The sequence below is a fragment of the Roseococcus sp. GW821-FHT12F05 genome, assembly GCF_058806835.1.
Genome location: NZ_JBXAQB010000014.1, coordinates 81,828 through 103,559, shown reverse-complemented (window position 1 = coordinate 103,559; position 21,732 = coordinate 81,828). Strand labels below are relative to the sequence as shown.

General features: G+C 70.6%; 22 protein-coding genes. 10 read left to right on the top strand and 12 right to left on the bottom strand.

Annotated elements, in window-relative coordinates; all coding sequences use genetic code 11:
• Positions 1–7: 7 nt before the first annotated feature.
• Both AC1ROY_RS26235 and AC1ROY_RS26230 read right to left on the bottom strand, forming a co-directional pair.
• Entirely contained in the window at positions 8–427 is a 420-nt protein-coding gene (locus AC1ROY_RS26235) for a CBS domain-containing protein (RefSeq protein WP_493151870.1), read from the bottom strand.
• Between the two features lie 81 nt (positions 428–508).
• The gene (locus AC1ROY_RS26230) at positions 509–1,471 is read right to left on the bottom strand and encodes a Bug family tripartite tricarboxylate transporter substrate binding protein (protein WP_493151869.1); all 963 of its coding nucleotides are present in this window, start codon (positions 1,469–1,471) and stop codon (positions 509–511) included.
• Positions 1,472–1,532: 61 nt separating this feature from the next.
• On the opposite strand from AC1ROY_RS26230, the gene AC1ROY_RS26225 reads away from it, so the two are divergent.
• Both AC1ROY_RS26225 and AC1ROY_RS26220 read left to right on the top strand, forming a co-directional pair.
• The gene (locus AC1ROY_RS26225) at positions 1,533–2,150 is read left to right on the top strand and encodes a DUF1194 domain-containing protein (RefSeq protein ID WP_493151868.1); all 618 of its coding nucleotides are present in this window, start codon (positions 1,533–1,535) and stop codon (positions 2,148–2,150) included.
• 39 nt (positions 2,151–2,189) lie between these two features.
• Positions 2,190–3,104: a DUF1186 domain-containing protein gene (locus tag AC1ROY_RS26220; RefSeq protein WP_493151867.1), complete on the top strand. Its 915-nt coding sequence runs from the start codon at positions 2,190–2,192 to the stop codon at positions 3,102–3,104.
• 13 nt (positions 3,105–3,117) lie between these two features.
• Here AC1ROY_RS26220 and AC1ROY_RS26215 read toward each other — a convergent pair whose 3' ends face one another.
• The 3 genes from AC1ROY_RS26215 to secA all read right to left on the bottom strand — a co-directional run bounded on the left by AC1ROY_RS26215 (position 3,118) and on the right by secA (position 7,612).
• On the bottom strand, positions 3,118–3,696 hold the full coding sequence (locus AC1ROY_RS26215; protein ID WP_493151866.1) for a glutathione S-transferase family protein: 579 nt from the start codon (positions 3,694–3,696) through the stop codon (positions 3,118–3,120).
• A gap of 4 nt (positions 3,697–3,700) precedes the next feature.
• On the bottom strand, positions 3,701–4,684 hold the full coding sequence (locus AC1ROY_RS26210) for a Bug family tripartite tricarboxylate transporter substrate binding protein (protein ID WP_493151865.1): 984 nt from the start codon (positions 4,682–4,684) through the stop codon (positions 3,701–3,703).
• 201 nt (positions 4,685–4,885) lie between these two features.
• Entirely contained in the window at positions 4,886–7,612 is a 2,727-nt protein-coding gene (secA, locus tag AC1ROY_RS26205; protein WP_493151864.1) for a preprotein translocase subunit SecA, read from the bottom strand.
• A gap of 184 nt (positions 7,613–7,796) precedes the next feature.
• On the opposite strand from secA, the gene AC1ROY_RS26200 reads away from it, so the two are divergent.
• The 5 genes from AC1ROY_RS26200 to AC1ROY_RS26180 are packed head-to-tail and all read left to right on the top strand — an operon-like array spanning position 7,797 to position 12,351.
• Positions 7,797–8,792 carry a peptidylprolyl isomerase gene (locus AC1ROY_RS26200; RefSeq protein ID WP_493151863.1) on the top strand — a complete coding sequence of 332 codons (996 nt, stop codon included), beginning with the start codon at positions 7,797–7,799 and terminating at the stop codon, positions 8,790–8,792.
• Positions 8,789–9,343, top strand: a complete 555-nt coding sequence (locus AC1ROY_RS26195) for an NADPH-dependent FMN reductase (RefSeq protein ID WP_493151862.1) — start codon at positions 8,789–8,791, stop codon at positions 9,341–9,343. The genes AC1ROY_RS26200 and AC1ROY_RS26195 overlap by 4 nt, the downstream gene beginning before the upstream one ends.
• 13 nt (positions 9,344–9,356) lie before the next feature.
• The gene (gene argJ / locus AC1ROY_RS26190) at positions 9,357–10,586 is read left to right on the top strand and encodes a bifunctional glutamate N-acetyltransferase/amino-acid acetyltransferase ArgJ (protein WP_493151861.1); all 1,230 of its coding nucleotides are present in this window, start codon (positions 9,357–9,359) and stop codon (positions 10,584–10,586) included.
• Positions 10,567–11,517, top strand: coding sequence for a bifunctional GNAT family N-acetyltransferase/(deoxy)nucleoside triphosphate pyrophosphohydrolase (locus tag AC1ROY_RS26185; protein WP_493151860.1), 951 nt, complete (start codon positions 10,567–10,569; stop codon positions 11,515–11,517). The genes argJ and AC1ROY_RS26185 overlap by 20 nt, the downstream gene beginning before the upstream one ends.
• A 48-nt stretch (positions 11,518–11,565) precedes the next feature.
• Positions 11,566–12,351, top strand: a complete 786-nt coding sequence (locus tag AC1ROY_RS26180; protein WP_493151859.1) for a competence/damage-inducible protein A — start codon at positions 11,566–11,568, stop codon at positions 12,349–12,351.
• A gap of 3 nt (positions 12,352–12,354) precedes the next feature.
• On the opposite strand, the gene dgoD is transcribed toward AC1ROY_RS26180, so the two are convergent.
• The 3 genes from dgoD to argE are packed head-to-tail and all read right to left on the bottom strand — an operon-like array spanning position 12,355 to position 15,613.
• Positions 12,355–13,503, bottom strand: coding sequence for a galactonate dehydratase (gene dgoD / locus AC1ROY_RS26175; protein ID WP_493151858.1), 1,149 nt, complete (start codon positions 13,501–13,503; stop codon positions 12,355–12,357).
• Entirely contained in the window at positions 13,500–14,462 is a 963-nt protein-coding gene (locus AC1ROY_RS26170) for a M14 family metallopeptidase (RefSeq protein ID WP_493151857.1), read from the bottom strand. Before AC1ROY_RS26170 ends, dgoD begins: the two co-directional genes overlap by 4 nt.
• Positions 14,459–15,613 (bottom strand): acetylornithine deacetylase, encoded by a 1,155-nt coding sequence (gene argE, locus AC1ROY_RS26165; RefSeq protein WP_493151856.1) that lies wholly within the window; start codon positions 15,611–15,613, stop codon positions 14,459–14,461. The genes AC1ROY_RS26170 and argE overlap by 4 nt, the downstream gene beginning before the upstream one ends.
• Positions 15,614–15,659: 46 nt before the next feature.
• Here argE and AC1ROY_RS26160 point away from each other — a divergent pair, with 46 nt between their 5' ends.
• Positions 15,660–17,204, top strand: coding sequence for a M81 family metallopeptidase (locus AC1ROY_RS26160; RefSeq protein ID WP_493151855.1), 1,545 nt, complete (start codon positions 15,660–15,662; stop codon positions 17,202–17,204).
• A 102-nt stretch (positions 17,205–17,306) separates the two neighbouring features.
• Here the strand turns inward: AC1ROY_RS26160 and AC1ROY_RS26155 are convergent, their stop codons facing one another.
• The 3 genes from AC1ROY_RS26155 to pdxA form a co-directional block, all read right to left on the bottom strand.
• Positions 17,307–17,447 carry a hypothetical protein gene (locus tag AC1ROY_RS26155; RefSeq protein ID WP_493151854.1) on the bottom strand — a complete coding sequence of 47 codons (141 nt, stop codon included), beginning with the start codon at positions 17,445–17,447 and terminating at the stop codon, positions 17,307–17,309.
• A gap of 61 nt (positions 17,448–17,508) precedes the next feature.
• Positions 17,509–18,228, bottom strand: a complete 720-nt coding sequence (locus tag AC1ROY_RS26150; RefSeq protein ID WP_493151853.1) for a pyridoxine 5'-phosphate synthase — start codon at positions 18,226–18,228, stop codon at positions 17,509–17,511.
• A complete protein-coding gene (gene pdxA, locus AC1ROY_RS26145; protein WP_493151852.1) occupies positions 18,228–19,196 on the bottom strand; it encodes a 4-hydroxythreonine-4-phosphate dehydrogenase PdxA in 969 nt (322 codons plus the stop codon). The genes AC1ROY_RS26150 and pdxA overlap by 1 nt, the downstream gene beginning before the upstream one ends.
• Positions 19,197–19,316: 120 nt before the next feature.
• On the opposite strand from pdxA, the gene AC1ROY_RS26140 reads away from it, so the two are divergent.
• Positions 19,317–19,721, top strand: coding sequence for a hypothetical protein (locus AC1ROY_RS26140; protein ID WP_493151851.1), 405 nt, complete (start codon positions 19,317–19,319; stop codon positions 19,719–19,721).
• Here the strand turns inward: AC1ROY_RS26140 and AC1ROY_RS26135 are convergent.
• A complete protein-coding gene (locus AC1ROY_RS26135; RefSeq protein ID WP_493151850.1) occupies positions 19,702–20,853 on the bottom strand; it encodes an aminotransferase class V-fold PLP-dependent enzyme in 1,152 nt (383 codons plus the stop codon). The genes AC1ROY_RS26140 and AC1ROY_RS26135 overlap by 20 nt on opposite strands.
• 30 nt (positions 20,854–20,883) lie before the next feature.
• Here AC1ROY_RS26135 and kynA point away from each other — a divergent pair, with 30 nt between their 5' ends.
• On the top strand, positions 20,884–21,702 hold the full coding sequence (gene kynA / locus AC1ROY_RS26130) for a tryptophan 2,3-dioxygenase (RefSeq protein ID WP_493151849.1): 819 nt from the start codon (positions 20,884–20,886) through the stop codon (positions 21,700–21,702).
• Positions 21,703–21,732: the final 30 nt, after the last annotated feature.

Genomic DNA, 21,732 nt, shown 5'->3' with positions numbered 1-21,732 from the left:
GGCGGCGCTATCGCATCGTCTCGAAGAAGCCGGTCTCCTCGTTGAGCCGGCCATGCTCCTGGGCCCGGAAATCGTAGCGCGACACGATACCCAGGAGCTTCCCCTCCTGCACCACCGGCAGGTGCCGGAAGCCGCCATCGTTCATCAGGCGCAGCGCCTCGATCGCCTGGCAATCCGCGCTCAGGCAGCAGGGCTTGGCCGTCATCGCCTGGCCGAGCAGCGTCCGATGCGGGTCCAGCCCCACGGCCAGTGCATGCACCGCGTCCCGCCCCGTGAAGATGCCGACGAGATCGCCGTGGTCGACGATCAGCACCGCGCCCACGCGGCGCTGGTACATCGCGACGCAGGCGTCCTGGACGGTCGCGCCCGGCGGCAATGTGAGGGGATCCTGGTGGCGGACCATGTCCGCCATGTTGCGTTCCTGCATGGTCTCGACTCCCGTTGTCATGGGATTGCCATATCAACGCCGTGCGGGATGCTGCGCTGGATCAGCCGGGATGAATTTTCGCTATTCCGGCTGGAAGTTCGCGATTCGCAGCAACTCCTGCGAGCGGGCGAAGTCGCGCTGGATGAAGCCGGCGAAATCCGCGCCCACCTCCGCCAGGGGCTCGATGCCGAGGCTCGCCACCCGCGCCTGCACGTCGGGCTCGAACATGCCGGTGCGCAGCACCTCGCCGATCCGCGTCGCGATCTCGGCCGGCGTGCCGCGCGGGGCCCAGAGGCCCCACCAGCTCTGGATGTCGAGGCCGGGCATGCCACCCTCGGCCGCCGTCGGGATGTCGGGCGCGGCCTGGGAGCGGTGGGCGGCGGTGATCGCCAGCACCTTCACGCTGCTGCTGCGGTATTGCGGAAGCGTCGACAGGATGGGGTCGAACATCAGCCGGGCGTTGCCGGCCACCACGTCGGTCATGGCGGGCGCCGTCCCGCGATAGGGCACCACCACGATGTCTGCGCCGGCCTGGCGCACGAACTCGATGGTGGCGAGGTGTCCCGCCGAGCCCAGCGAGGACACGGCGAAGGGCCAGTCGCGCGGGTCGCGGCGGCAGGCGGCGAGCACCTCGGCGAGCGTGTTCTCCGGCCGCGCCTTGTTCATGATGAGCAGCAGCGGCCCCTGGCCGGTGCGGACGACCGGCAGCAGGTCGGTGATCGGATCGTAGCCCGGATTGCGCATGACCAGCCGCGCCATGACCTGGATCGAGGCCGAGGAGCAGAGCGTGTAGCCGTCCGGCGCCGCCTGGGCGACCGCCTGCCCGCCCACCGCGCCGTTGGCGCCGGGCCGGTTCTCCACCACGAAGATCTGGCCGAGCTTCTCCTGGAGCTTGGCCGCCGTGACGCGCGCCATGCCGTCGGTCGCGCCGCCCGGCGTGAAGGGCACGATCACGCGGACCGGTCCGCGCGCAGGCCAGGCGGGCTGGGCAAGGGCCGGCGCCGCGAGGGGGATGGGCAATGCGATCAGGTGGCGTCGCCGCATGGGGGAATCGAATCCTGCGAGGGGGCTTGGAAAGCCTGCCACAGGACGCGAGCTTCGCCACATGGAAGATGTGGATGTGGCCCTGGTGCTGGCGATCGACGTCTCGGCGAGCGTCGACTACGACGAGTTCGCCCTGATGGTGAACGGCCTCGGCCGCGCTTTCCTCGATCCCGACGTGATCGCCGCGGCCACGGGCGGCCCGCGCGGCGCCGTGGCGGTGGCCGCCCTCTTCTGGTCCGACGGGCAGGAGGTGGCGCTGCCCTGGCAGCGCATCGCCGGCGCGGCGGACGGCGCCGTCATCGCCGAGGCACTGGAAGCGGCGCCACGCCTGCCGCGTCCCGGGGCCACTGCGTTGGGCGAGGGGCTGGTCGCCGCGCTCCGGCTGCTGGCGCAATGCCAGGCCGGGGCGACGCGGCTGGTGGTGGATGTCTCGGGCGACGGCGCCAGCAACCGCGGCCGGCCGCCGGGACCGATCCGCGACGTCGGGGTCGCGGGTGGGGCCACGATCAACGGGCTCGCGGTGCTGAACGAGGAGCCGGACCTGCTGGAGCACTACCGCCAGGAAGTGATCGGCGGCCCCGGCGCCTTCGCCATGGACTGCGCAGACTATGCCGACTTCGCCGATGCCATCGGCCGCAAGCTGGTGCGGGAGATGCGGGGGACGACGGGAACGGTCTAGACTGGCGCCTCCTCCCGGAGGGCGTGAAAGGGATACGGCATGTCCAGCAAGCAGCGCATCTCGCTGAGCGACCTCGGCCTCGACGGGGTGTCCATCGAGGAGCATCTGCGGGCGGTGGCGACCGCGCCTCGGCTGCCGGACCTCGCGATCGGGCTCTGCACCCTCGGGATCGAGGAGAGCGGCCCCTCACTGCTGGCGGTCCTCGAGCGGGCGGCCGGCGGGGAGGTCCTGTCCGAGGAAGAAGAGCAGCTGCTCTTCCGCGGCGTGTATATCCTGGGCGCCGCCCGCTACACCCGGGCCTGCGGCCCGCTGCTGCGCCTCCTCCGCCTCCCCGACGACGAGCTGGACCGGCTGCTGGGCGACGCCATCACCGTGGACATGGCGCGCATCGTCGCGGGGGTGTTCGACGGCGATGCCGAGGCGGTGTTCCAGATCGTCGCCGATCCCTCGGTCGGCGAGTTCGTCCGCAATAGCCTGCTGGGGGCCGCCACCTTCCTGACCTGGGAGGGCGGCATCCCACGCGACCGAATGAGGGAATTTCTTCTGCGCTTCCACGACGAACGGCCGGCGCCCGACGGCGACATGGTCTGGGGCGGCTGGACCACGGCGATTGGCCTGCTCGGCCTGCGCGACCTGGCGCCGCTGGTCCACGGCGCCTGGGACCGGCTCCCGTGGCGCCTGATGGAGCGTGAGCATTTCGAGGCGGATCTCGCCGCCGCGGAGCAGCGGCCCGACGACATCGAGCGCTTCAGGAGCAATAGCCTCGGCCTGATCGACGACGTGCTCGAAGCCATGCAATGGACCGACGCGGAACCGGAGGAGGAGAAACCCCGGACGGGCCAGCCGCTCCCGCTGAACGTTCCGGCGGTGAATCCCTGGCGGCACGTCGGTCGCAACGACCCATGCCCTTGCGGCAGCGCCAAGAAAGCGAAGAAGTGTTGCCTCGCGGGCTGATGGGCCGGCCGGATCAGGCCGGCAGCTCGTAGCCCGCCTTCTTCTCGGCCTCGATGGTCTTCCGCACGGCATCGCGCGCCATCATGCGGGCATAGAGCGCATCGAGCGCCGGGAAGGCGCCGGGCGGCTGCTCCAGCGAGCCCCGGAAGCGCCAGTAGAGACGGAAGAGGTGGATGTCGGCGACGGAATACGGGCCCACGCACCACTCGCGGCCCGCCAGCTTCCGCTCGACGATGCGATAGACGCTCACCGCATGCTCCACGCCCTGGCGCCGGGCCGGGTGGATGGTGGAGGCGCAGAAGGACATCCAGGACACCACCTGGGCCTGCGCCTCGATGTCCTCGGGCAGCAGCTTCGCCTCGGGGAAGCGGCGCGCGAGGTAGAAGAGGACGCCTGCGACCTCGGTGAGGGGGCGCCCGTCGACCAGCAGGGTCGGGACCTTGCCGGCCGGGTTGATCGCCAGGAACTCCGGCGTCTGCGTCTCCTTGCGGTCGAGGGAGAGCGGGATGGTCGTGAACTCCGCCCCCACCTCGTGCAGCGCGATATGCGCGGCCATGGAGCTCGAGCCGGGCGAGTAGTACAGCGTCAGCATGCGGTCAGGCATCCGCCCGGATGTTGTTGGCGCGCACCAGCTCGCCCCAGCGGTCGTAGTCGGCGGCCATGATGCGGGCCATCTCGTCCGGCGTGCCGCCGCCGGGCTCGTCGCCGCGGCTGGTCACCCGGCCGCGCAGCCCGGCATCGGCCATCGCCGTGTTCAGCGCGGCATTGAGGCGCGCCACCACCGGGGCCGGCGTCTTGCGCGGCGCGAAGAGGCCGATCCAGGCCGTGAAGGCGAAGTTCGGCAGCCCCTGCTCCTGCGCCGTCGCGACCTGCGGCATGGCCGGGCAGCGGTTGGGGCCGGTCACCATCAGCCCGTCGAGCGTCCGCCCGCGCAGCGCCGGCGTGGCGGCGGAGGCGGTGTCGAAGATCAGCTTGGTGCGCCCGGCCAGGAGCTCCTGCAGCGCCGCCGCCGAGCCGCGGCAGGGCACGTGCGTCATCGGCGGCCCGCCCAGCCGCTCGCGCAGCAGCTCCATGGCGAGATGCGGCAGGCTGCCCTTGCCGGGGGAGGCGTAGGAGACGGGGTGGCCCTGCCGCCCGGCGATCCAGCCGCGGAGGCCCGCGAGGTCGTGCAGCCCCAGCGACGGATGCGCGCAGAGCAGGAGCGAGGACTTCCCGACCAGCCCGACCGGCACCAGCTCGCGCGGATCGAGCGTCATGCCCTCGACCGTGTGGGGGTTGATCGCCATCGGCCCGACGCTGCCGAAGAGAAGGGTGTAGCCGTCGTGCCGGGCCGACATCACCGCCTCGGTGCCGAGGTTGCCGGCGTCGCCGCCGCGGTTGTCGATCTCGATGGGCACGCCGAGCGCAGCCTGCAGGCCGGGGACCAGCATGCGGCAGGCGACATCGGTGCGGCCGCCCTGCGGGAAGCCGACCACCAGGGTGATGGGACGCGTCGGATTCCAGGCGCCCTGCGCCAGGGCGGGCGTGGCAAGCGCGCCGGCGGCGAGCGCCAGGGCGGAGCGGCGCGTGATCGCGCTCATGGGGATGGTTCCTCCCGTGTCATCCGAACGTAATCCGGCACGGTGGCAACTCCAAGGCGATGAGGGGCACGGCACTGCCCGACCCTTTGGCGCGCCGTGCTTCCCGAGGCCCTGTTTCGTTGCCGCCGGATGTCATCTGGGCAACAAAGCAGGGAATAGCTTCAGGAACAATGTATTCATTGGCAGACAATTGGGCCCGGCTCAGCCGCGCCCGTGGCAGTGCTTGTACTTCTTGCCCGAGCCGCAGGGGCAGGGCGCGTTGCGCGGCGTGGCGGACCAGGTCGCGGGGTCGTTCGGATCGACCTCGGCGGCCAGGAGTCGCGTGTCGCTCCCTTGCGCCGCCGCGCCGTAATCCGAGTTGAGCGGCTCCATCGCGTAGTCCTCGGCCGGCAGCGAGGCGTGCCGCATGTCGGTGACGCGGATGGGCTCGGGCTCCGGCAGCGGCGCGTTGGGCTGGAGCTCGAGACGCAGCAGCAGGGAGGTCGTGCGCTCGCGCAGGTCCTCCAGCATGTTGTTGAACAGCGCGAAGGCCTCACGCTTGTACTCGTTCAGCGGGTCGCGCTGGCCATAGGCGCGCAGGCCGATGCCCTGGCGCAGGTGGTCGAGCTGGAGCAGGTGCTCCTTCCAGACCTGGTCGAAGATCTGCAGCAACAGGGACTTCTCGACCATCCGCATGAAGTCGGGGCCGAGATTGGCGGCCTTGGAGGCGGCGGCCTGGTCGGCGGCGGCCATGATGCGCTCGCGGATCTGGGTCTCGTCGATCCCCTCCTCGCGGCCCCAGGCGACGACCGGCAGGTCCAGGCCCAGCACGTCCTGGACGCGCTTCTCCAGCCCCGTGAGGTCCCACTGCTCGGGATAGGCGTTCTCGGGGATGGCCTTGTCGACCATCCCGTCGATGGTCTCCTGCCGCATCTCCTGGATGGTCTCGGAGAGGTCGTCCGTCTCCATGAAGGCGCGGCGCTGCGCATAGACCTCGCGCCGCTGGTCGTTCATCACGTCGTCGTACTTCAGCAGGTTCTTGCGCGTGTCGAAGTTGCGCGCCTCGACCTTCTTCTGGGCCTTCTCCAGCGCCTTGTTGATCCAGGGGTGGATGATGGCCTCGCCTTCCTTGAGGCCGAGCTTGGTCAGCATCCCGCCCATGCGCTCGGAGCCGAAGATGCGCATCAGGTCGTCTTCGAGGGAGAGGAAGAAGCGGCTGCCGCCGGGGTCGCCCTGGCGGCCGGAGCGGCCGCGCAGCTGGTTGTCGATGCGGCGGGACTCGTGCCGCTCGGTGCCGATGACGAAGAGGCCGCCAGCCGCCTTCACGATGGGACGCGCGAGCTCGACCTCGCGCTTATGGCGGGCCAGCACCTCCTGGTAGTCCTCGCCATGGCCCTCGGGCACCTCGGCGCGGGCGAGCATGTCGGCATTGCCGCCGAGCTGGATGTCGGTGCCGCGGCCGGCCATGTTGGTGGCGATGGTGACGGCGCCCGGGCGGCCGGCCTGGGCGACGATGCCGGCTTCCTGCTCGTGGTAGCGGGCGTTCAGCACCTGGTGCGAGATGCCGCGCTGCTTCAGCAGGGTGGAGATGAGCTCCGACTTCTCGATGCTCGTGGTGCCGACGAGGCAGGGCTGGTTGCGCTCCTTGCACTCGCCGATGAGCTTGATGACGGCCTCGTACTTCTCCATCGCGGAGCGGTAGACCTCGTCATCCTCGTCGAGGCGCGCGACGGGGACGTTGGTCGGAATCTCGACCACCTCCAGCTTGTAGATTTCCGCGAATTCATCCGCCTCGGTGGCGGCCGTGCCGGTCATGCCCGAGAGCTTGGGGTAAAGCCGGAAATAGTTCTGGAAGGTGATGCTGGCGAGCGTCTGGTTCTCGGGCTGGACGGTGACGTGCTCCTTGGCCTCCAGCGCCTGGTGCAGCCCGTCGGAGTAGCGGCGGCCCTCCATCATGCGGCCCGTGAACTCGTCGATGATGACGATCTTGTCGTTGCGGACCACGTATTCCACGTCGCGCTTGAACAGCACATGCGCCCGCAGCGACTGGTTCACGTGGTGGACGATCGAGACGTTGTGGCTGTCGTAGAGGTTGCCCTCGACCAGCACGCCGGCCTCGGTCAGCAGGCGCTCGATGTCTTCGCCGCCCTTCTCGGTCATCGAGACGGTGCGCTGCTTCTCATCCTTGTCGAAGCGCTCGGGATCGGTGACGAAATCGACCATCACGGTGTCGACGCGGCGGTAGAGGTCCGATGTGTCGTCGGTCGGGCCGGAGATGATGAGCGGCGTGCGCGCCTCATCCACCAGGATGGAGTCCACCTCGTCGACGATGGCGTAGAAGAAGGGCCGCTGGACCATCTCGTCCAGCCGGTACTTCATGTTGTCGCGCAGGTAGTCGAAGCCGTACTCGTTGTTGGTGCCGTAGGTGATGTCGCAGGCATAGGCCTCGCGGCGCTGGTCGTCGCTGAGGCCCTGGACGATGACGCCCGTGGTCAGGCCGAGGAAGCCGTAGACCTGGCCCATCCACTCGCTGTCGCGGCTGGCCAGGTAGTCGTTGACGGTGACGACGTGGACGCCCTTGCCGGGCAGGGCATTCAAGTAGACGGGCAGGGTGGCGACCAGGGTCTTGCCCTCGCCGGTCTTCATCTCGGCGATCTTGCCGTCGTTCAGCACCATGCCGCCGATCATCTGCACGTCGAAATGGCGCATGCCCATGACGCGCTTGGCGGCCTCGCGGACGGTGGCGAAGGCCTCCTCGAGAAGGTCGTCCAGCTCCTCGCCGGCGGCAAGGCGAGCGCGGAACTCGACGGTCTTGCCCTTGAGCTCCTCGTCGGACAGGGCGGCGAGCTTGGGCTCGAAGGCGGTGATGGCAGGGATACGCGCCTCGTACCGCTTCAGCGAACGCTGGTTCGCGGAACCGAAGATGGCACGGGCAAGACGGGCGAACATGGGTTTAGGGACTCTCCGGGCGCCGCACGCGGGGCGCGCGGATAGGGGGCGGGTGACAGGTAGGCGCGGCATGCCCCCTGGTCAACGTGTCATGGAATTGCCGCCTGTAACCCCTCCCGGGGCCGCGGGTTGTGGGGCGCATGGGCATCCGCCATTGTCCGCCCAACGAATGGACCCCCGACCTATGATCCGCACCCCCCTCGCCGCCCTCCTGCTCGCATCCGTCGCCTTCGGCGCGAGTGCTCCCTTGATGGCCCAGACCGTGGCGCCCGCCCCCACCGCGCCCGCGCCGGCCGCCCCCCCGGCCGCCGCGGCCACCCCCGCGCCGGAGGACGCCAATCCGGTCCTCGCCCGGGTGAACGGCGAGGAGATCCGGCTCGACGAGGTGATCGCCGCCGCCGCCGAGGCCATGCCGCCCGAGCTGCGCCAGGTGCCCCCGCACCTGCTGCGCTCCATGCTGCCGCCCCAGGTCTTCGAGCAGCTTGTGGACCGCGCCATCACCGACCGCGTCATGGTCCAGGCCGCCCGGGCCGCGGGCCTCGACCGGGATCCGGAGGTCCGCCGCCGGCTGCGCCTCGCCGAGGACGCCGAGCTGCGCGACCAGATGCTCCGCCGCGAGGTGCTGCCCCGGGTGACCGACGAGACCCTCCGCGCCCGCTACGAGCGCGACGCCGCCAACCGCCCGGCCGAGGAGGAGGTGCGCGCCCGCCACATCCTGGTGCCGAACGAGGCCGACGCCCGCGCCATCCTCACCGAGATCCAGCGCGGCGCGAGCTTCGAGGAGGTGGCCCGCCGCCGCTCGACCGACCCGGCCGCCCGCAACGGCGGCGACCTCGGCTTCTTCCGCCGGGGCGACATGGTGCCGGAATTCGCCAATGCCGCCTTCGGCTTGCAGCCCGGCCAGGTCAGCCCCAACCCGGTGCGGACCCAGTTCGGCTGGCACGTGATCAAGGTGGAGGAGCGCCGCTCCTCGCGCGGGCCGAGCTTCGAGGACAGCCGCGACACGCTGCGCCAGACCATGATCGAGGAGGAGGTGCAGGCCGCCGTCCAGCGCATCCGCTCGGGCGCGCGGATCGAGCGGGTGGACCCGCCGGCCGCCCCTGCGGCGCCGGCCCCGGCCGTCCAGGCCGAGCCGCCGCCGCCGGCCACGCCGCCGGGCCGGACGCAGCCCCGGAGATGAAGGTCCTCGCGATCTGCGGCAGCCTGCGGAAGGGCAGCTACAACCGCAGCCTCCTGAAGGCCGCCGCCGGTGTCGCGCCGGCCGGCATGGAGGTCGAGATCGTCGGCATCGAGGGCATCCCGGTCTTCAGCGAGGATCTGGAGAAGGAGGGCATGCCCGAGGCCGTGGCCGAACTGCGCCTCAAGGGCAAGGCGGCGGACGGGATCCTCTTCGGCTGCCCGGAATACAATTACGGCATGGCGGGGCCGCTGAAGAACGCCTTCGACTGGCTCTCGCGCTCGCATGGCGAGCCGAAGACGCCCTTCGTGGGCCGGCCGGTCGCCATGATGGGCGCCTCGCTGAGCATGATGGGGACCGCCCGCGCGCAGCTCCAGCTCCGCCAGTCGCTGCAGGCCTGCGGGGCGCTGACCATGCCGTCGCCCGAGGTCTATGTGATGCGCGCGCAGGACAAGTTCGACGCCGAGGGTCAGCTCACCGACAAGCCGACGCATGATGCGGTGGCGAAGCTGATGACCGCCTTCGGCGCCTGGATCGCCAAGCTGAAGGGCTGAGAGAGACTCGACCATGGACATCGCCGTTTCCCCCCTGGCCCTCCCGCTGCCGGAGATGCCGCCGATCGCCGGCGCCGAATGCGCGAGCGTGGCCGCCGGCATCCGCTACAAGTCGCGCGAGGACATGACGGTCTTCCGCTTCGCGGCCGGCACGACGGTCGCGGGCGTCTTCACCCAGAACAAGTGCCCCGGCGCGCCGGTGGACTGGTGCCGCGCGGCGCTCAAGGGCGGCAAGGCGCGGGCGCTGGTGGTGAATGCCGGCAATAGCAACGTCTTCACCGGCCGCGCGGGACGCGAGACCTGCGAGCGCACGGCCGCCGAGACGGCGAAGCTGGTGGGCTGCAAGCCGAAGGAGGTCTTCATCGCCTCGACCGGCGTGATCGGCGAGCGGCTGCCGACCGACGTGCTGCTGGCGGCGCTGCCGGGCGCCGTGGGCAAGCTGGAGGCCGATGCCTGGCAGGGCGCCGCCAAGGCCATCATGACGACCGACACCTTTGCCAAGGGCGCCACGCGCACCGCGAAGATCGGCGAGGCGACGGTGACCATCTGCGGCATTGCCAAGGGCAGCGGCATGATCGCCCCGGACATGGCGACGATGCTCTCCTTCATCGCCACCGACGCGAAGATCCCCGCCGCGGCGCTTCAGAAGCTGCTGTCGAAGGGTTCGGCCAAGAGCTTCAACTGCGTCACGGTCGACAGCGACACCTCCACCTCCGACACGGTGCTGCTCTTCGCGACCGGCCAGGCCAAGCACCCGCGCGTGCCGGCCGAGGGCGGCCCGATGCTGCGCGACTTCGCCCGCGCGCTGGACGAGGTTCTCCATGAGCTGGCGCTGATGGTGGCCCGGGACGGCGAGGGGGCCCAGAAGCTGGTCACCATCGACGTGACGGGCGCGGTCAGCGCCAAGTCGGCGCACCGGATCGCCATGGCCATCGCGAACTCGCCGCTGGTGAAGACGGCGATCGCCGGCGAGGACGCCAACTGGGGCCGCATCGTCATGGCTGTCGGCAAGGCGGGCGAGCCGGCCGATCGCGACAAGCTGTCGGTGGCCGTGGGCGGTACCTGGATGGCGCGCGAGGGCGGGGTGATCCCGGGCTACGACGAAGCCCCCGTCGTTGCCCACATGAAGGGGCGCGAGGTGGAGATCACGGTCGATATCGGGCTCGGCCGCGGGAAGGCGCGCGTCTGGACCTGTGACCTCACGCATGGCTACATCGACATCAATGGATCCTACCGCAGCTGAACTCCCCATCGTCACGGCGCGGCTGGTGCTGCGCCGCCTGGTGCCCGGGGATGCGGCCGACGTCACGCGGCTGGTGAACGACTATTCGGTCGCCGGCAATCTGGCGCGCGTGCCCTTCCCCTATCGCGAGCAGCTGGCGCTGGACTGGATCGCCTCGGCCGGCGAGCAGATCGATTCGGGCGACGCCTATCACCTCGCGATCACGCGCGAGGGCGCGCTGGTGGGCTGCATCGGCCTCACGCTGAAGCGCAACGCCCTGCCCGAGATCGGCTACTGGATCGGACGGAAATTCTGGGGGCAGCACCTCGCGCGCGAGGCCGGCGCGGCGCTGCTGGACTGGGCGGAGCACAGCCTCGGCGTCAAGGAGGTCGAGGCCAGCGCGCTGACGGACAACCTGGCTTCGCAATCCGTGCTGCGGCATCTGGGCTTCGTCGAGAATGGGCCGGGCGTGCAGCAGTTCCTGTCGCGCAACCGCAACATGCCCGTCGTCATGTTCAGGCGTGTCGCCGCGCCGCCGAAGCCGGCCGCGGCCAAGCCCATCCTGCTGGTCGTCGCCTGCGCGCTGGTGGACAGCGACGGCCGCATCCTCCTGGCGCAGCGGCCGGAAGGAAAATCGATGGCCGGGCTCTGGGAATTCCCGGGCGGCAAGCTCGACGAGGGCGAGACGCCGGAGGCCGCGCTGATCCGCGAATTGCGGGAAGAACTTTCCATCGAGATCAAGGAATCCTGCCTCTCGCCGCTCTTCTTCGCGAGCCATTCCTACGCGAAGTTTCATCTGCTCATGCCGCTCTACATCTGCCGCAAGTGGCAGGGGCGCGTCGCCTCCGCGGAGGGCCAGGCGCTGGCCTGGGTCCGGCCCGAGAAGCTTGCGGACTATCCCATGCCGCCGGCCGATATCCCGCTGGTCGCCCTGCTGCGCGACTTCCTGTGAAGGTCCGCCCGGACTAGGCTCCGTCCCGTCGCCGAAACGAGGACGTCCATGAATCCCATCGCCTGCCTGCTCATCATCGGCAACGAGGTGCTCTCGGGCCGCACGCGCGACGCCAACCTGCAATTCCTCGCGACCAGGCTCGGCGAGATCGGCATCCCCATGCGCGAGGTCCGCGTCATCCCGGATGTCGAGGAGACGATCGTCGCGACGGTGAACGAGGTCCGCACGAAGTACGACCACGTCTTCACCACGGGCGGCATCGGACCCACGCATGACGACATCACCAGCGAATGCGTCGCGAAGGCCTTCGGCGTGCCCTGGGTCGTGCACGAGGAGACGCGCGCGCTGATGGCCGCCGACTACGCCCGCCGCGATCCGCCGGTGGAGATGAACGCGGCGCGCCTGCGCATGGCGACGCTGCCGCTGGGCGCCGAGCCGATCCGCTGCGCGATGACATCGGCGCCGGGCTTCACCATGGGCAATGTCCATGTGATGGCGGGTGTGCCGCGCATCATGCAGTCGATGTTCGAGGCGCTGGCGCCCTCGCTGCAGGGCGGCGTGCCGGTGGTCTCGCGCGCGGTGCACGCGATCGGGGTCTTCGAGGGGAACATCGCGGAAGGGCTGGAGGCGATCCAGAAGCGCTATCCGGCGCTGGATATCGGCAGCTACCCCTTCTACCGGCAGAACACCGGGGCTTCCGGCTTCCCGGGCGGCGGCGTGGCGCTGGTGTCGAAGGGCATCTCGCTGCCGGACGTGGAGGCCGCGACGGCGGAGATCACCGCGATGCTGGTGGCGATGGGCGCCAGCCCGGTGCAGGGTGAGCCTACGGCGTAAGTCTCACCACTCGGCGAAGCTGCCGTCCTTGTGGCGCCAGACCGGGTTGCGCCAGCGATGGCCCTCGGCGGCCATCTTCCGCACGAAGTCCTCGTTGATCTCGATGCCCAGCCCCGGCCCCTGCGGGATCGCGACATGCCCGTCGCGATACGCGAAGACCGAGGGGTCCACGAGGTAGTCCAGCAGGTCGTTGGTCCTGTTGTAGTGGATGCCCAGCGACTGCTCCTGGATGAAGGCGTTGTAGCAGACCGCATCCAGCTGGAGGTTCGCCGCCAGCGCGATCGGCCCCAGCGGACAGTGCAGCGCCAGCGCGACGTCGTAGGCCTCGGCCATGGCCGCGATCTTGCGCGTCTCGGTGATGCCGCCGGCATGCGACGGATCGGGCTGGATGATGTCCACGCAGCCCGCATGCAGGATGTTCTTGAAGTCCCAGCGCGAGAACAACCGCTCGCCCAGCGCGATGGGCGTGGAGCAGTGGTTCGCGATCTCCTTCAGCGCCTCGGCATGCTCGCTGAGGACGGGCTCCTCGATGAACATGAGCTTGAAGGGCTCCAGCTCCTTGGCGAGCACCTTCGCCATGGGCCGGTGCACGCGGCCATGGAAATCCACCGCGATGCCGAAATGCGGACCGAGCGCGTCGCGGATCGCCTGCACGCGGGCCAGCGCGGCGTCGATCTTGTCGTGCGTGTCGATGAACTGCAGCTCCTCGGTGCCGTTCATCTTCACCGCGGTGAAGCCGCGATCGGCGCAGTCCTTCGCCATGCGCGCCGTGTCGTCCGGCCGGTCGCCGCCGATCCAGGAATAGACCCGGATCTTGTCCCGCAGCTGTCCGCCCAGCAGCGCATGCACGGGAACGCCCAGCGCCTTGCCCTTGATGTCCCACAGCGCCTGGTCGATGCCGGCCAGCGCGCTCATGTGCACGGCGCCGCCGCGGTAGAAGCCCGCGCGGTACATCACCGTCCAGTGGTCCTCGATGAGCCCGGGATCCTTGCCGATCAGGTAGTCCGCCAGCTCGCCCACCGCCGCCGCGACGGTGTGCGCGCGTCCCTCCACGATGGGCTCGCCCCAGCCGGTGATGCCCTCGTCGGTCTCGACCTTCACGAAGCACCAGCGGGGCGGGACGATGAAGGTGGCAAGCCCCACGATCTTCACGGCTCGATCCTCGCCAGCCGCACCGCCGTCTGGCCGGGCTGCGTGAGCAGCATGGGCATCACCAGCAGGCAGCCGTCATGCGGCGTGCGGATCTCCTCCTCGCCGTCCATGGCGATGAGCGTGCCGGCATCGGGGATCACCACGCCCCCCCGCCAGGGCTGCACGAAGGTGAAATCCTGGCTGCGGGCCGTCACCCGCTGCGTCACCCGCGCGAAGCGCGGTGCCGGGAAGGCCGGGACCTCGCCCGGCACCACGCCGGTGAGCGCCAGCAGCCGGCGTGCGGCCTGCTCCATGCGCGCGACCGTCTCCGGCTCCCAGTGCCAGCCGCCTTCCAGCAGCAGGCTCTGCCGGCCGCGCGTGGCCGCGTAGTCGATCAGCCGCTGGCCCGCCTCGTGGCCGTGGTCGGCGACGACCATCGGCGGATCGCCCAGCGACGCGGCGAGCGGCATGGAGGCGCCGCAGGCGCCGGTGAGGAAGAGCGGGTCCGAGGGCCAGAGCATGGAGTGCAGGTCCAGCACCACATCCGCGGAATCCAGCACGGGCCGCAGGGCACGCGCGCGGCGCAGCTCGCTGGAGCGGCGCGGGCCCTCCAGGACGGCCGGATCCCAGACGCGGTTCAGGTCCTCCTCGAGGAAGCGCGAGGCGGTGGGGTCCTCGGGCTCGAAGCGCGAGAAGGCGTCGAGATTGGCGAAGACCAGCGTGAGGCGGCCGCGCGAAGGCCGCAGCGCCTCGTGCAGCAGGCGGTCGAGCACGATGGCGCCGGCGATCTCGTTGCCATGGGTCAGCGCCACAAGGCAGACATGCGGGCCCGCCACATGGCTGTCGAAGCTCCAGACGCCGGGCAGCACGTTGCCCGCCCGCCAGCGGCCGATGTCGGGCGCGACGAGGCGCACGGTCGGCGAGGCCGCGCCGGCGTCGCGCAGCAGCGCGTCGAGCGTGGGCGGAAGCGGGAGCCTCATCTGGCCTGGTCCTCGATGAGGCGTCCGAGGAAGGCGCAGCAGGCCTCCATTTGCGATTCGGCGATCCACTCCTCGGGCTGGTGCGCCTGCGCGATGTGGCCTGGGCCGCAGACGATCGCGGGGATGCCGACGCGCTGGTAGAAGCCCGCCTCCGTGCCGTAGCTGACGAAGCCGAGCGAGTTGCTGCCCGAGGCGCGCTGCGTCAGCGCCAGCAGCGGGTGAGAATCGTCGAGGTCGAGCGCGGGCGCGACGGTGCGCGGCGTGACGGTCATCGTGCTGGACGGATGGACGGCGCGCAGCTCCGGCAGGATCGCCGATTCCACATGGGCCAGGAAGCGCGCGAGGACGTCCTCCGCCGAGTCGCCCGGCACGTTGCGGACCTCGAAGGTGAACTCCGCGCGGTCCGGCACGATGTTGAGCACCGTGCCGGAATGGAAGGTGCCGGCATGCACGGTGGTGTAGGCGGGCGTGAAGCCCGCCACGCGGCGGCCCTGCGTGGCGAATCGCCGCGCCTCGCCCTTCAGCCAGGCCACGGCCTCGGCGGCCGCCATCAGCGCATTCGCCGTCTCGTCCGCGCGCGAGGAATGGCCGGAGAGGCCGGTGAAGACCACGTCCCAGCCCGCATAGCCCTTGTGCGCGACGATGGGCGCCATGCCGCTCGGCTCGCCGACGATGCAGAGCGCAGGGGGCGGGCCGTCATGGCCGAGTTCGTCCATCAGCCGGTCGGCGCCGCGGAAGGTCGTCTCCTCGTCATGCGTCAGGCAGAGGTGGAACGGCCGCGCGAGATCGGCCGCCACCATCTCCGGCACCATTGCGAGGACGCAGGCGACGAATCCCTTCATGTCGCAGCTGCCGCGGCCGATCAGGTGGCCGCCTTCGCGGCGCAGCACGAAGGGGTCGGCGAGCCAGGCCTGGCCCTCCACCGGCACGCAGTCCACATGCGCGGAGAGGGCGATGCCGCCGGCGACGCGCGGCCCGATGATGGCGTGGAGGTTGGCCTTCTCGCCCTCCATCATCACCCGCGATTCGATGCCGTGCGCGGCGAGCTCCCCGCGCACGAAGGCGATGAGATCAGCGTTGCTCCGCGCGCTCGTCGTGTCGAAGCCGACGAGACGTTCCAGCAGGGAGATGGCGCGCGTGATTGACGACATGATCGGGAGCTTATCCACTCGCGGCCTCGCGTCCATCCGGGGGGTCATGAAGTTGAAACGAGCGCCGCGCATCGCAATCCTGGGCCTGCACCTGGAGGCGAATGCCTTCGCGCCGGTCACGCGGCTTGAAGATTTCGAGCGTCAATGCGTGGTGCGCGGAGAGGAGATGACGCGGCTCGTGCGCGCCGAGGCCTCGCCCATGCCGGCCGAGATCGGCGGCTTCTATCGGCGGATGGACGCGACCGGCGGCTGGACGCCCTGCCCGGTGATGGTCGCCGCTGCGCCGCCGGGCGGGCCGATCGACCAGGCGCTGTTCCTGTCCTTCCTTGACGAGTACCGTACGGGCCTGGCCGCCGCGCTGCCGCTGGACGGCGTCTATGTCGCGAGCCACGGCGCCAGCAGCGCGACCGGCGACGAGGACAGCGACGGCACGATGCTGGCGATGATCCGGCAGGTGGTGGGGAAGGCCGTGCCCATCGTCGTGACGCATGACCTGCACTGCAACGTGAGCGAGAAGCTGGTCGAGAACTGCGACGCCTTCATCGCCTACCGCACCAACCCGCATGTGGACATGGCCGCGCGCGCCGCGGAGGCGGCGGATGCGATGCGTGAGCTGCTCGGCGGTCTCAGGACCGCGAAGGCCTTCCTGCGGCTTCCGCTGACGCCGCCCTCCGTCACGCTGCTCACCGCCGAGGGCCCTTATGCCGACCTCGTCCACGACGCGGAGGCGATCATGGCGTCCGAGCCGGCGATCCTGAATGCGAGCGTCACCGGCGGCTTCACCTTCGGCGACCTGCCCAAATGCGGCATCACCATCACCGTCACGGCGCGCCACGGCGACGAGGGCGCGGCCAGGCGCGCCTGCGCGAAGCTCGCCCGGCGCGGCTGGGCGGAGCGCACGCGGCACACGCGGCGCCTGCTGAGCCTGGACGAGGCGGCGGCGCTGGCGGTCTCGGCGGGCAAGGGCGAGGTGGCGCCGGTGATCTTCTCCGACGCCGGCGACAATCCCGGCGGCGGGGGGCGCGGCAGCACGGCCTATACGCTGCGGAAGCTCCATGAGGCGCGCGCGCAGGGCGTGGTGCTCGGCCTCTTCGTCGATCCGGCGCTGGCGGCCGAGGCGCAGGCGCTGGGCGAGGGCGCGCATTTCCATGCCGTCTTCAATCGCGAGGAGAGCGAGTTCTCGAAGCGCTTCGAATCCGGCGCGCGGGTGGTGAAGCTGACCGACGGCAAGGGCAAGGGGCGGCGCGGCACCATGGCCGGCCGGCTCTTCGACCTCGGACCGACAGCGCTGCTGGAGCTCGACGATTCCGGCCTGCGCGTGGTGGTGATCAGCCTGCGCCGGCAATGCCATGAGCCGCGCACGCTGGAGATGCACGGCATCGACATCGCCGCCGCGAGGACGGTGGTGGTGAAGTCCCGCGGGCATTTCCGCGCGGGCTTCGACGAGTTCTTCCCGAACGAGCGGATCTTCGAGGTGGACAGCCCCGGCCTCACCAGCCCGGTGCTGACCAACTTCGCCTGGAAGCGGCTGCCGCGGCCGACCTACCCGCTGGACCCGGAAGCGGGCTGGACCGACCCCGGCTGGAACTGACGCGGAGCGCGAGCGTCTTCGGCTCCAGGCTGAACCGCCAGCGCGGCGTCGGCATGCCGAAGGCCCGATCGAGCAGGGCGCTCCAGAAGCGGCGGGGGAGCTTCAGAACCGCAGCCCCGCGAAGAAGCAGATGACGAGCATCACCCCGATGCCGGCGAAGCCCGTGCCCCAATAGGCCAGCGCGGAAGGCTGCTCATCCTGCGCGGGGCTGCGGGAAAGCTGGGTGACGGCATTGGTCTGCATGGCCTGCTCCGGGGGAGGTTGCGATGACCCCTACGGAGCAGGCGCCGTGCCAGGTGCGCGCTCAGCCGCGTGCGGCGGCGATCAGCCCTCGCATCCGCGCGATGGCGGCCGGCAGGCCCTCGAAGACGGCGGTGGAGATCAGGAAATGGCCGATGGAGACCTCGGATATCTCCGGGATGGCGGCGATGGGCGCGATGGTGTCGTAGCTCAGCCCATGGCCCGCATGGCATTGAAGTCCCAGGGATTTCGCCAGCCGGGCCGCCTCGGCGTGCTTTGCGGCCAAGGCGGGGCGGGCCGCGGCCGGGGCTTCGGCATAGGTGCCGGTGTGGAGCTCGATCGCCTGGGCGCCCAGCTCGGCGGCTCTTGCAATTTGCAATGCATCCGGCTCCACAAAAAGCGAGACCTCGATGCCCAGGCCTGAAAGCCGGCGGATCGCCTCGGCCAGGAAGGGGCCGGCCTTGACGGCGTCGAGGCCGCCCTCGGTGGTCAGCTCCTCGCGCTTCTCGGGGACGATGCAGCAGGCCGGCGGGCGGAGGCGCTCGCAGATCGCGACCATCTCCTCGGTGGCCGCCATCTCGAAGTTGAGGCGGGTGTCCACCTCGGCCGCCACGCGCTCCAGGTCGCGGTCGCGGATATGGCGGCGGTCCTCGCGCAGATGCATCGTCACGCCATCCGCGCCCGCCGCCATGGCGATGCGCGCGGCCTCGACAGGGCAGGGGAAGGTGCCGCCGCGGGCGTTCCGCAGGGTCGCCACGTGGTCCACGTTCACGGAGAGGCGCATCAGGCCCTTTTCCTTCGGTTTTCAGCGAGTTGAGCGGCCAGCCGGATCGCCGCGATCAGGCTGTCGGGGCTGGCCACGCCCTTCCCGGCGATGTCCAGCGCGGTGCCGTGGTCCGGGCTGGTCCGGACGATGGAGAGGCCGAGGGTGACGTTCACGCCGCCCGCCATGTCCAGCGTCTTGATCGGGATGAGCGCCTGGTCGTGGTAGAGGCAGATGGCGGCGTCGTAGGTCGGCCGGGCATGGGCGGTGAACATGGTGTCCGGCGGCCAGGGGCCGGTCGCGAGAATCCCTTGATCCCGCAGCATCTTCACGGCGGGGGCGACGATGGCGTCGTCCTCCTTGCCGAGCGTCCCGGCCTCGCCGGCATGGGGATTCAGGCCGGCCACGGCCAAGCGCGGAGCGGCGATCCCGAAGTCGCGGATGAGCGCCGCATGGGTAATTCCCGCATGTTCCACAATGAGTTCCGGCGTCAGCCGGGCGATGGCGCGGGCCAGCGGCTCATGGACCGTCACCGGCACGACGCGCAGCTCCGGCGAGGCCAGCATCATGACGGGCGGCACGCCGGTGCCGGCCAGCTCGCCCAGGAATTCCGTGTGGCCGGGATGCGGGAAGCCGGCCGCCGTCAGCACCGACTTCTGGATGGGATTGGTCACCATCCCGCTGATCTCGCCCGATTTCGCCAGCGCCACTGCCTCCTCGATGGCGGCCAGGACGGCGCCGGCGGTGGCGGTGCTCGGGCGGCCAGGGACGACAGCCACCGGCAGGGGGCGGTGCAGGACCGGAAGCGACCGGGGAAACACGGATTCCGCCTCGGCGGCTGAAGCGATCCGGGTGACGGGGACGCCGGAGATCCGGTCCGCATCGTCGATCAGGAAGAAGGCCGGGCCATCGGCGCGCAGCGCCTGCCAGGCCTTCGCGGCGATCTCGGCGCCGATCCCGGCGGGCTCCCCCATGGTCAATGCCAGCATGGCACGGATCTAGCAGAGCACGCCCCGCCGCACGATAGGCGCCGGCCATCCCGGGGGATGGAAGCGACGATTGGATTGGCGAGAGGGCCCGGAGCAGTCTGGGCGGAGAAGGAAGAGACCATGGCCACCCGCTTTCCCGTGATCGCGATCTGCGTAGCCGCCCTGGGCGCCAGCTTCGGCGCGGCCTTCCTCGCCTCCGCGGCCCCCAACGAGGAGCGGGCCTGCACGGCCGACGAGCTCCGGGCGGAGCGCGTCTTCGCCATCGAGACCACGGACGAGGAAGGCGCGCGGCGGGCCTCCTACTTCGTGGAGCTCGGCAATGCGCAGGCCCGTCCGCAGGTCTTCACCCTCCGCTTCGAGGCCGGCGGCGTGCAGGACGCCCAGACCGGCACCCGGGCCGCGAGCCTCCTCGGCCGCCAGAACATGCCGATGATGCTGGGCACCCAGCCGCTCGAGGCCGGCGCGAAGCCCATGGCGCCCGAGGCGATCGCCCAGGCGATCCGGCTCAACTGCCGGAGCTGGTGAGCCGGGCGAGGAGGGCGTCCACCTCCTCGGCCGTCTGGTAGGGGCCGAAGCCGAAGCGCAGGCGGGCGCCGCGCCGGTCGGTCACGATGCCCAGCGCGTCCAGCCGGGCGGACCAGGCCTCGGCATCCGACAGGTCGAAGGTGAGGAAGTTGCCGCGGCGATGCTCCGCCAGCGGGACCACCAGCCGGGCCGGATCGAGGTCCGTACCGGCCAGCCCCGCGACGAAGCGCGCCTGCAGCGCATGGGCATGGGCGTGGATCGCGGCGACGGTGACGCCCTCCCGCTCCAGCAGCCGCATGGCGGCGTTCAGGCGGAACAGGCCGGAGGAATCGAAGGTCGCGCCCATGAAGCGCATGCCGTCCCCGGCATAGGGCACGCCGGCGCCGCGCTGCGCGAGCTGGCCGAAGGCGGCGAACCAGCCGGTGTCGCGCGGGCGCGGCAGCCAGCCCGGCGGGGCGTGCAGGAAGCAGGCGCCCTCGCCGGCCATCGCGTATTTGTAGCCGCCGGCGAGGTAGAAGGCGCGGCTCGCGAGGGCGCCGAGGTCGGTCGGCAGAGCCATGAAGCCGTGATAGCCGTCGATGACCAGGACGGCCTCGCCGGCAGCGGCGGCGAGGTCGGCGAAGCCGTCGAGCGGCTGGCAAAAGCCGCTGTCGAAGAAGACATGGCTGGACCAGATCAGGTCGAAGCCTGCGCGCGCGGCCTCGATCATCCGGGGCAGGCATTCCGGGCCGGGCTCTGAGGGGATCCGGGTCACCTGGACGAGCCCCTCCTCCTCCAGCCGGGCGACCTGGCGGGCGAAGGAATGGAATTCGCCTGTCGTGGTGAGGATGCGCGGCCGCTCCGGCAGCGCGCTCAGCAGGCGGACCACGAATTCATGCGTATTGGGCGCGAAGGCGAGGGTCGCCGGATCGGGCAGATTCAGGTGCCGCGCCACATGGCCGCGTGCCTCCTCCCAGACGGGGCCCAGCACCTCCTCCCATTTGTGGTCGGCGCGGGCGGCGGCGAGGTCCCAGGCGGAGAGATGGGCCTCGCGCGTGACGTCGGGCCAGGGGTGGTGGCTGTGCGCGGCGAAGTGCAGCCGGCTCGGGTCGGCGCGGAGGAATTGCGAGAAGTGCGGCCGAAGGTCGATCATGCCGACTGCATAGGAACACAGGGGCCGCGAATGGAAGAGGGCATCACCACCGATTTCCGGAAGAGGATGAGCTACGGCGACTATCTCGGCCTCGACGCGCTGCTGGCGGCCGCGAAGCCGATCTCGCCCGAGCATGACGAGATGCTCTTCATCACCATCCACCAGGTGCAGGAGCTCTGGATCAAGCTGCTGCTGCACGAGCTGGAGCTGGCGATCCGCTGCATCCAGGCGGACCAGCTGCGGCAGGCCTTCAAGGCCATGGCGCGGATGGGGCGCATCCAGCGCCAGCTCATCGAGGCCTGGGAGGTGCTGGCGACCATGACGCCGCGCGACTACCTGGCCTTCCGCGTGCATCTCGGCAGCTCCTCGGGCTTCCAGTCCTGGCAGTACCGCGCGCTGGAGTTCCGGCTGGGCGAGAAGAACCCGGCCATGCTGAAGCCGCACGAGCATCGGCCGGACCTGCTGGCGCAGCTGCAGGCGGCGATGGCCGCGCCCTCGCTCTACGACGAGACGCTGCGGCTGCTGGCGCGGCGCGGCTATCCCGTGCCGGAGGACGTGCTGGAGCGCGACCTCTCGCAACCCTACGCGCCGCGGCCGGAGGTCACGGCGATCTGGGCCGGCATCTATGGCAGCAACGATTCGGAGTTCGACCTCTACGAGCTGGCCGAGGAGCTGGTGGACATCGAGGACGCCTTCCAGACTTGGCGATTCCGCCACATGCGGACGGTGGAGCGCATCATCGGCATGGCGCCCGGCACCGGCGGCAGCGCGGGCGTGCCCTATCTGCGCCGCGCGATCGAGCGGCGCTTCTTCCCCGAGCTCTACGAGGCGCGCACCGCCATGGCGTGAAGCTTTCGCCTTTACCGGATCTTCAGGATC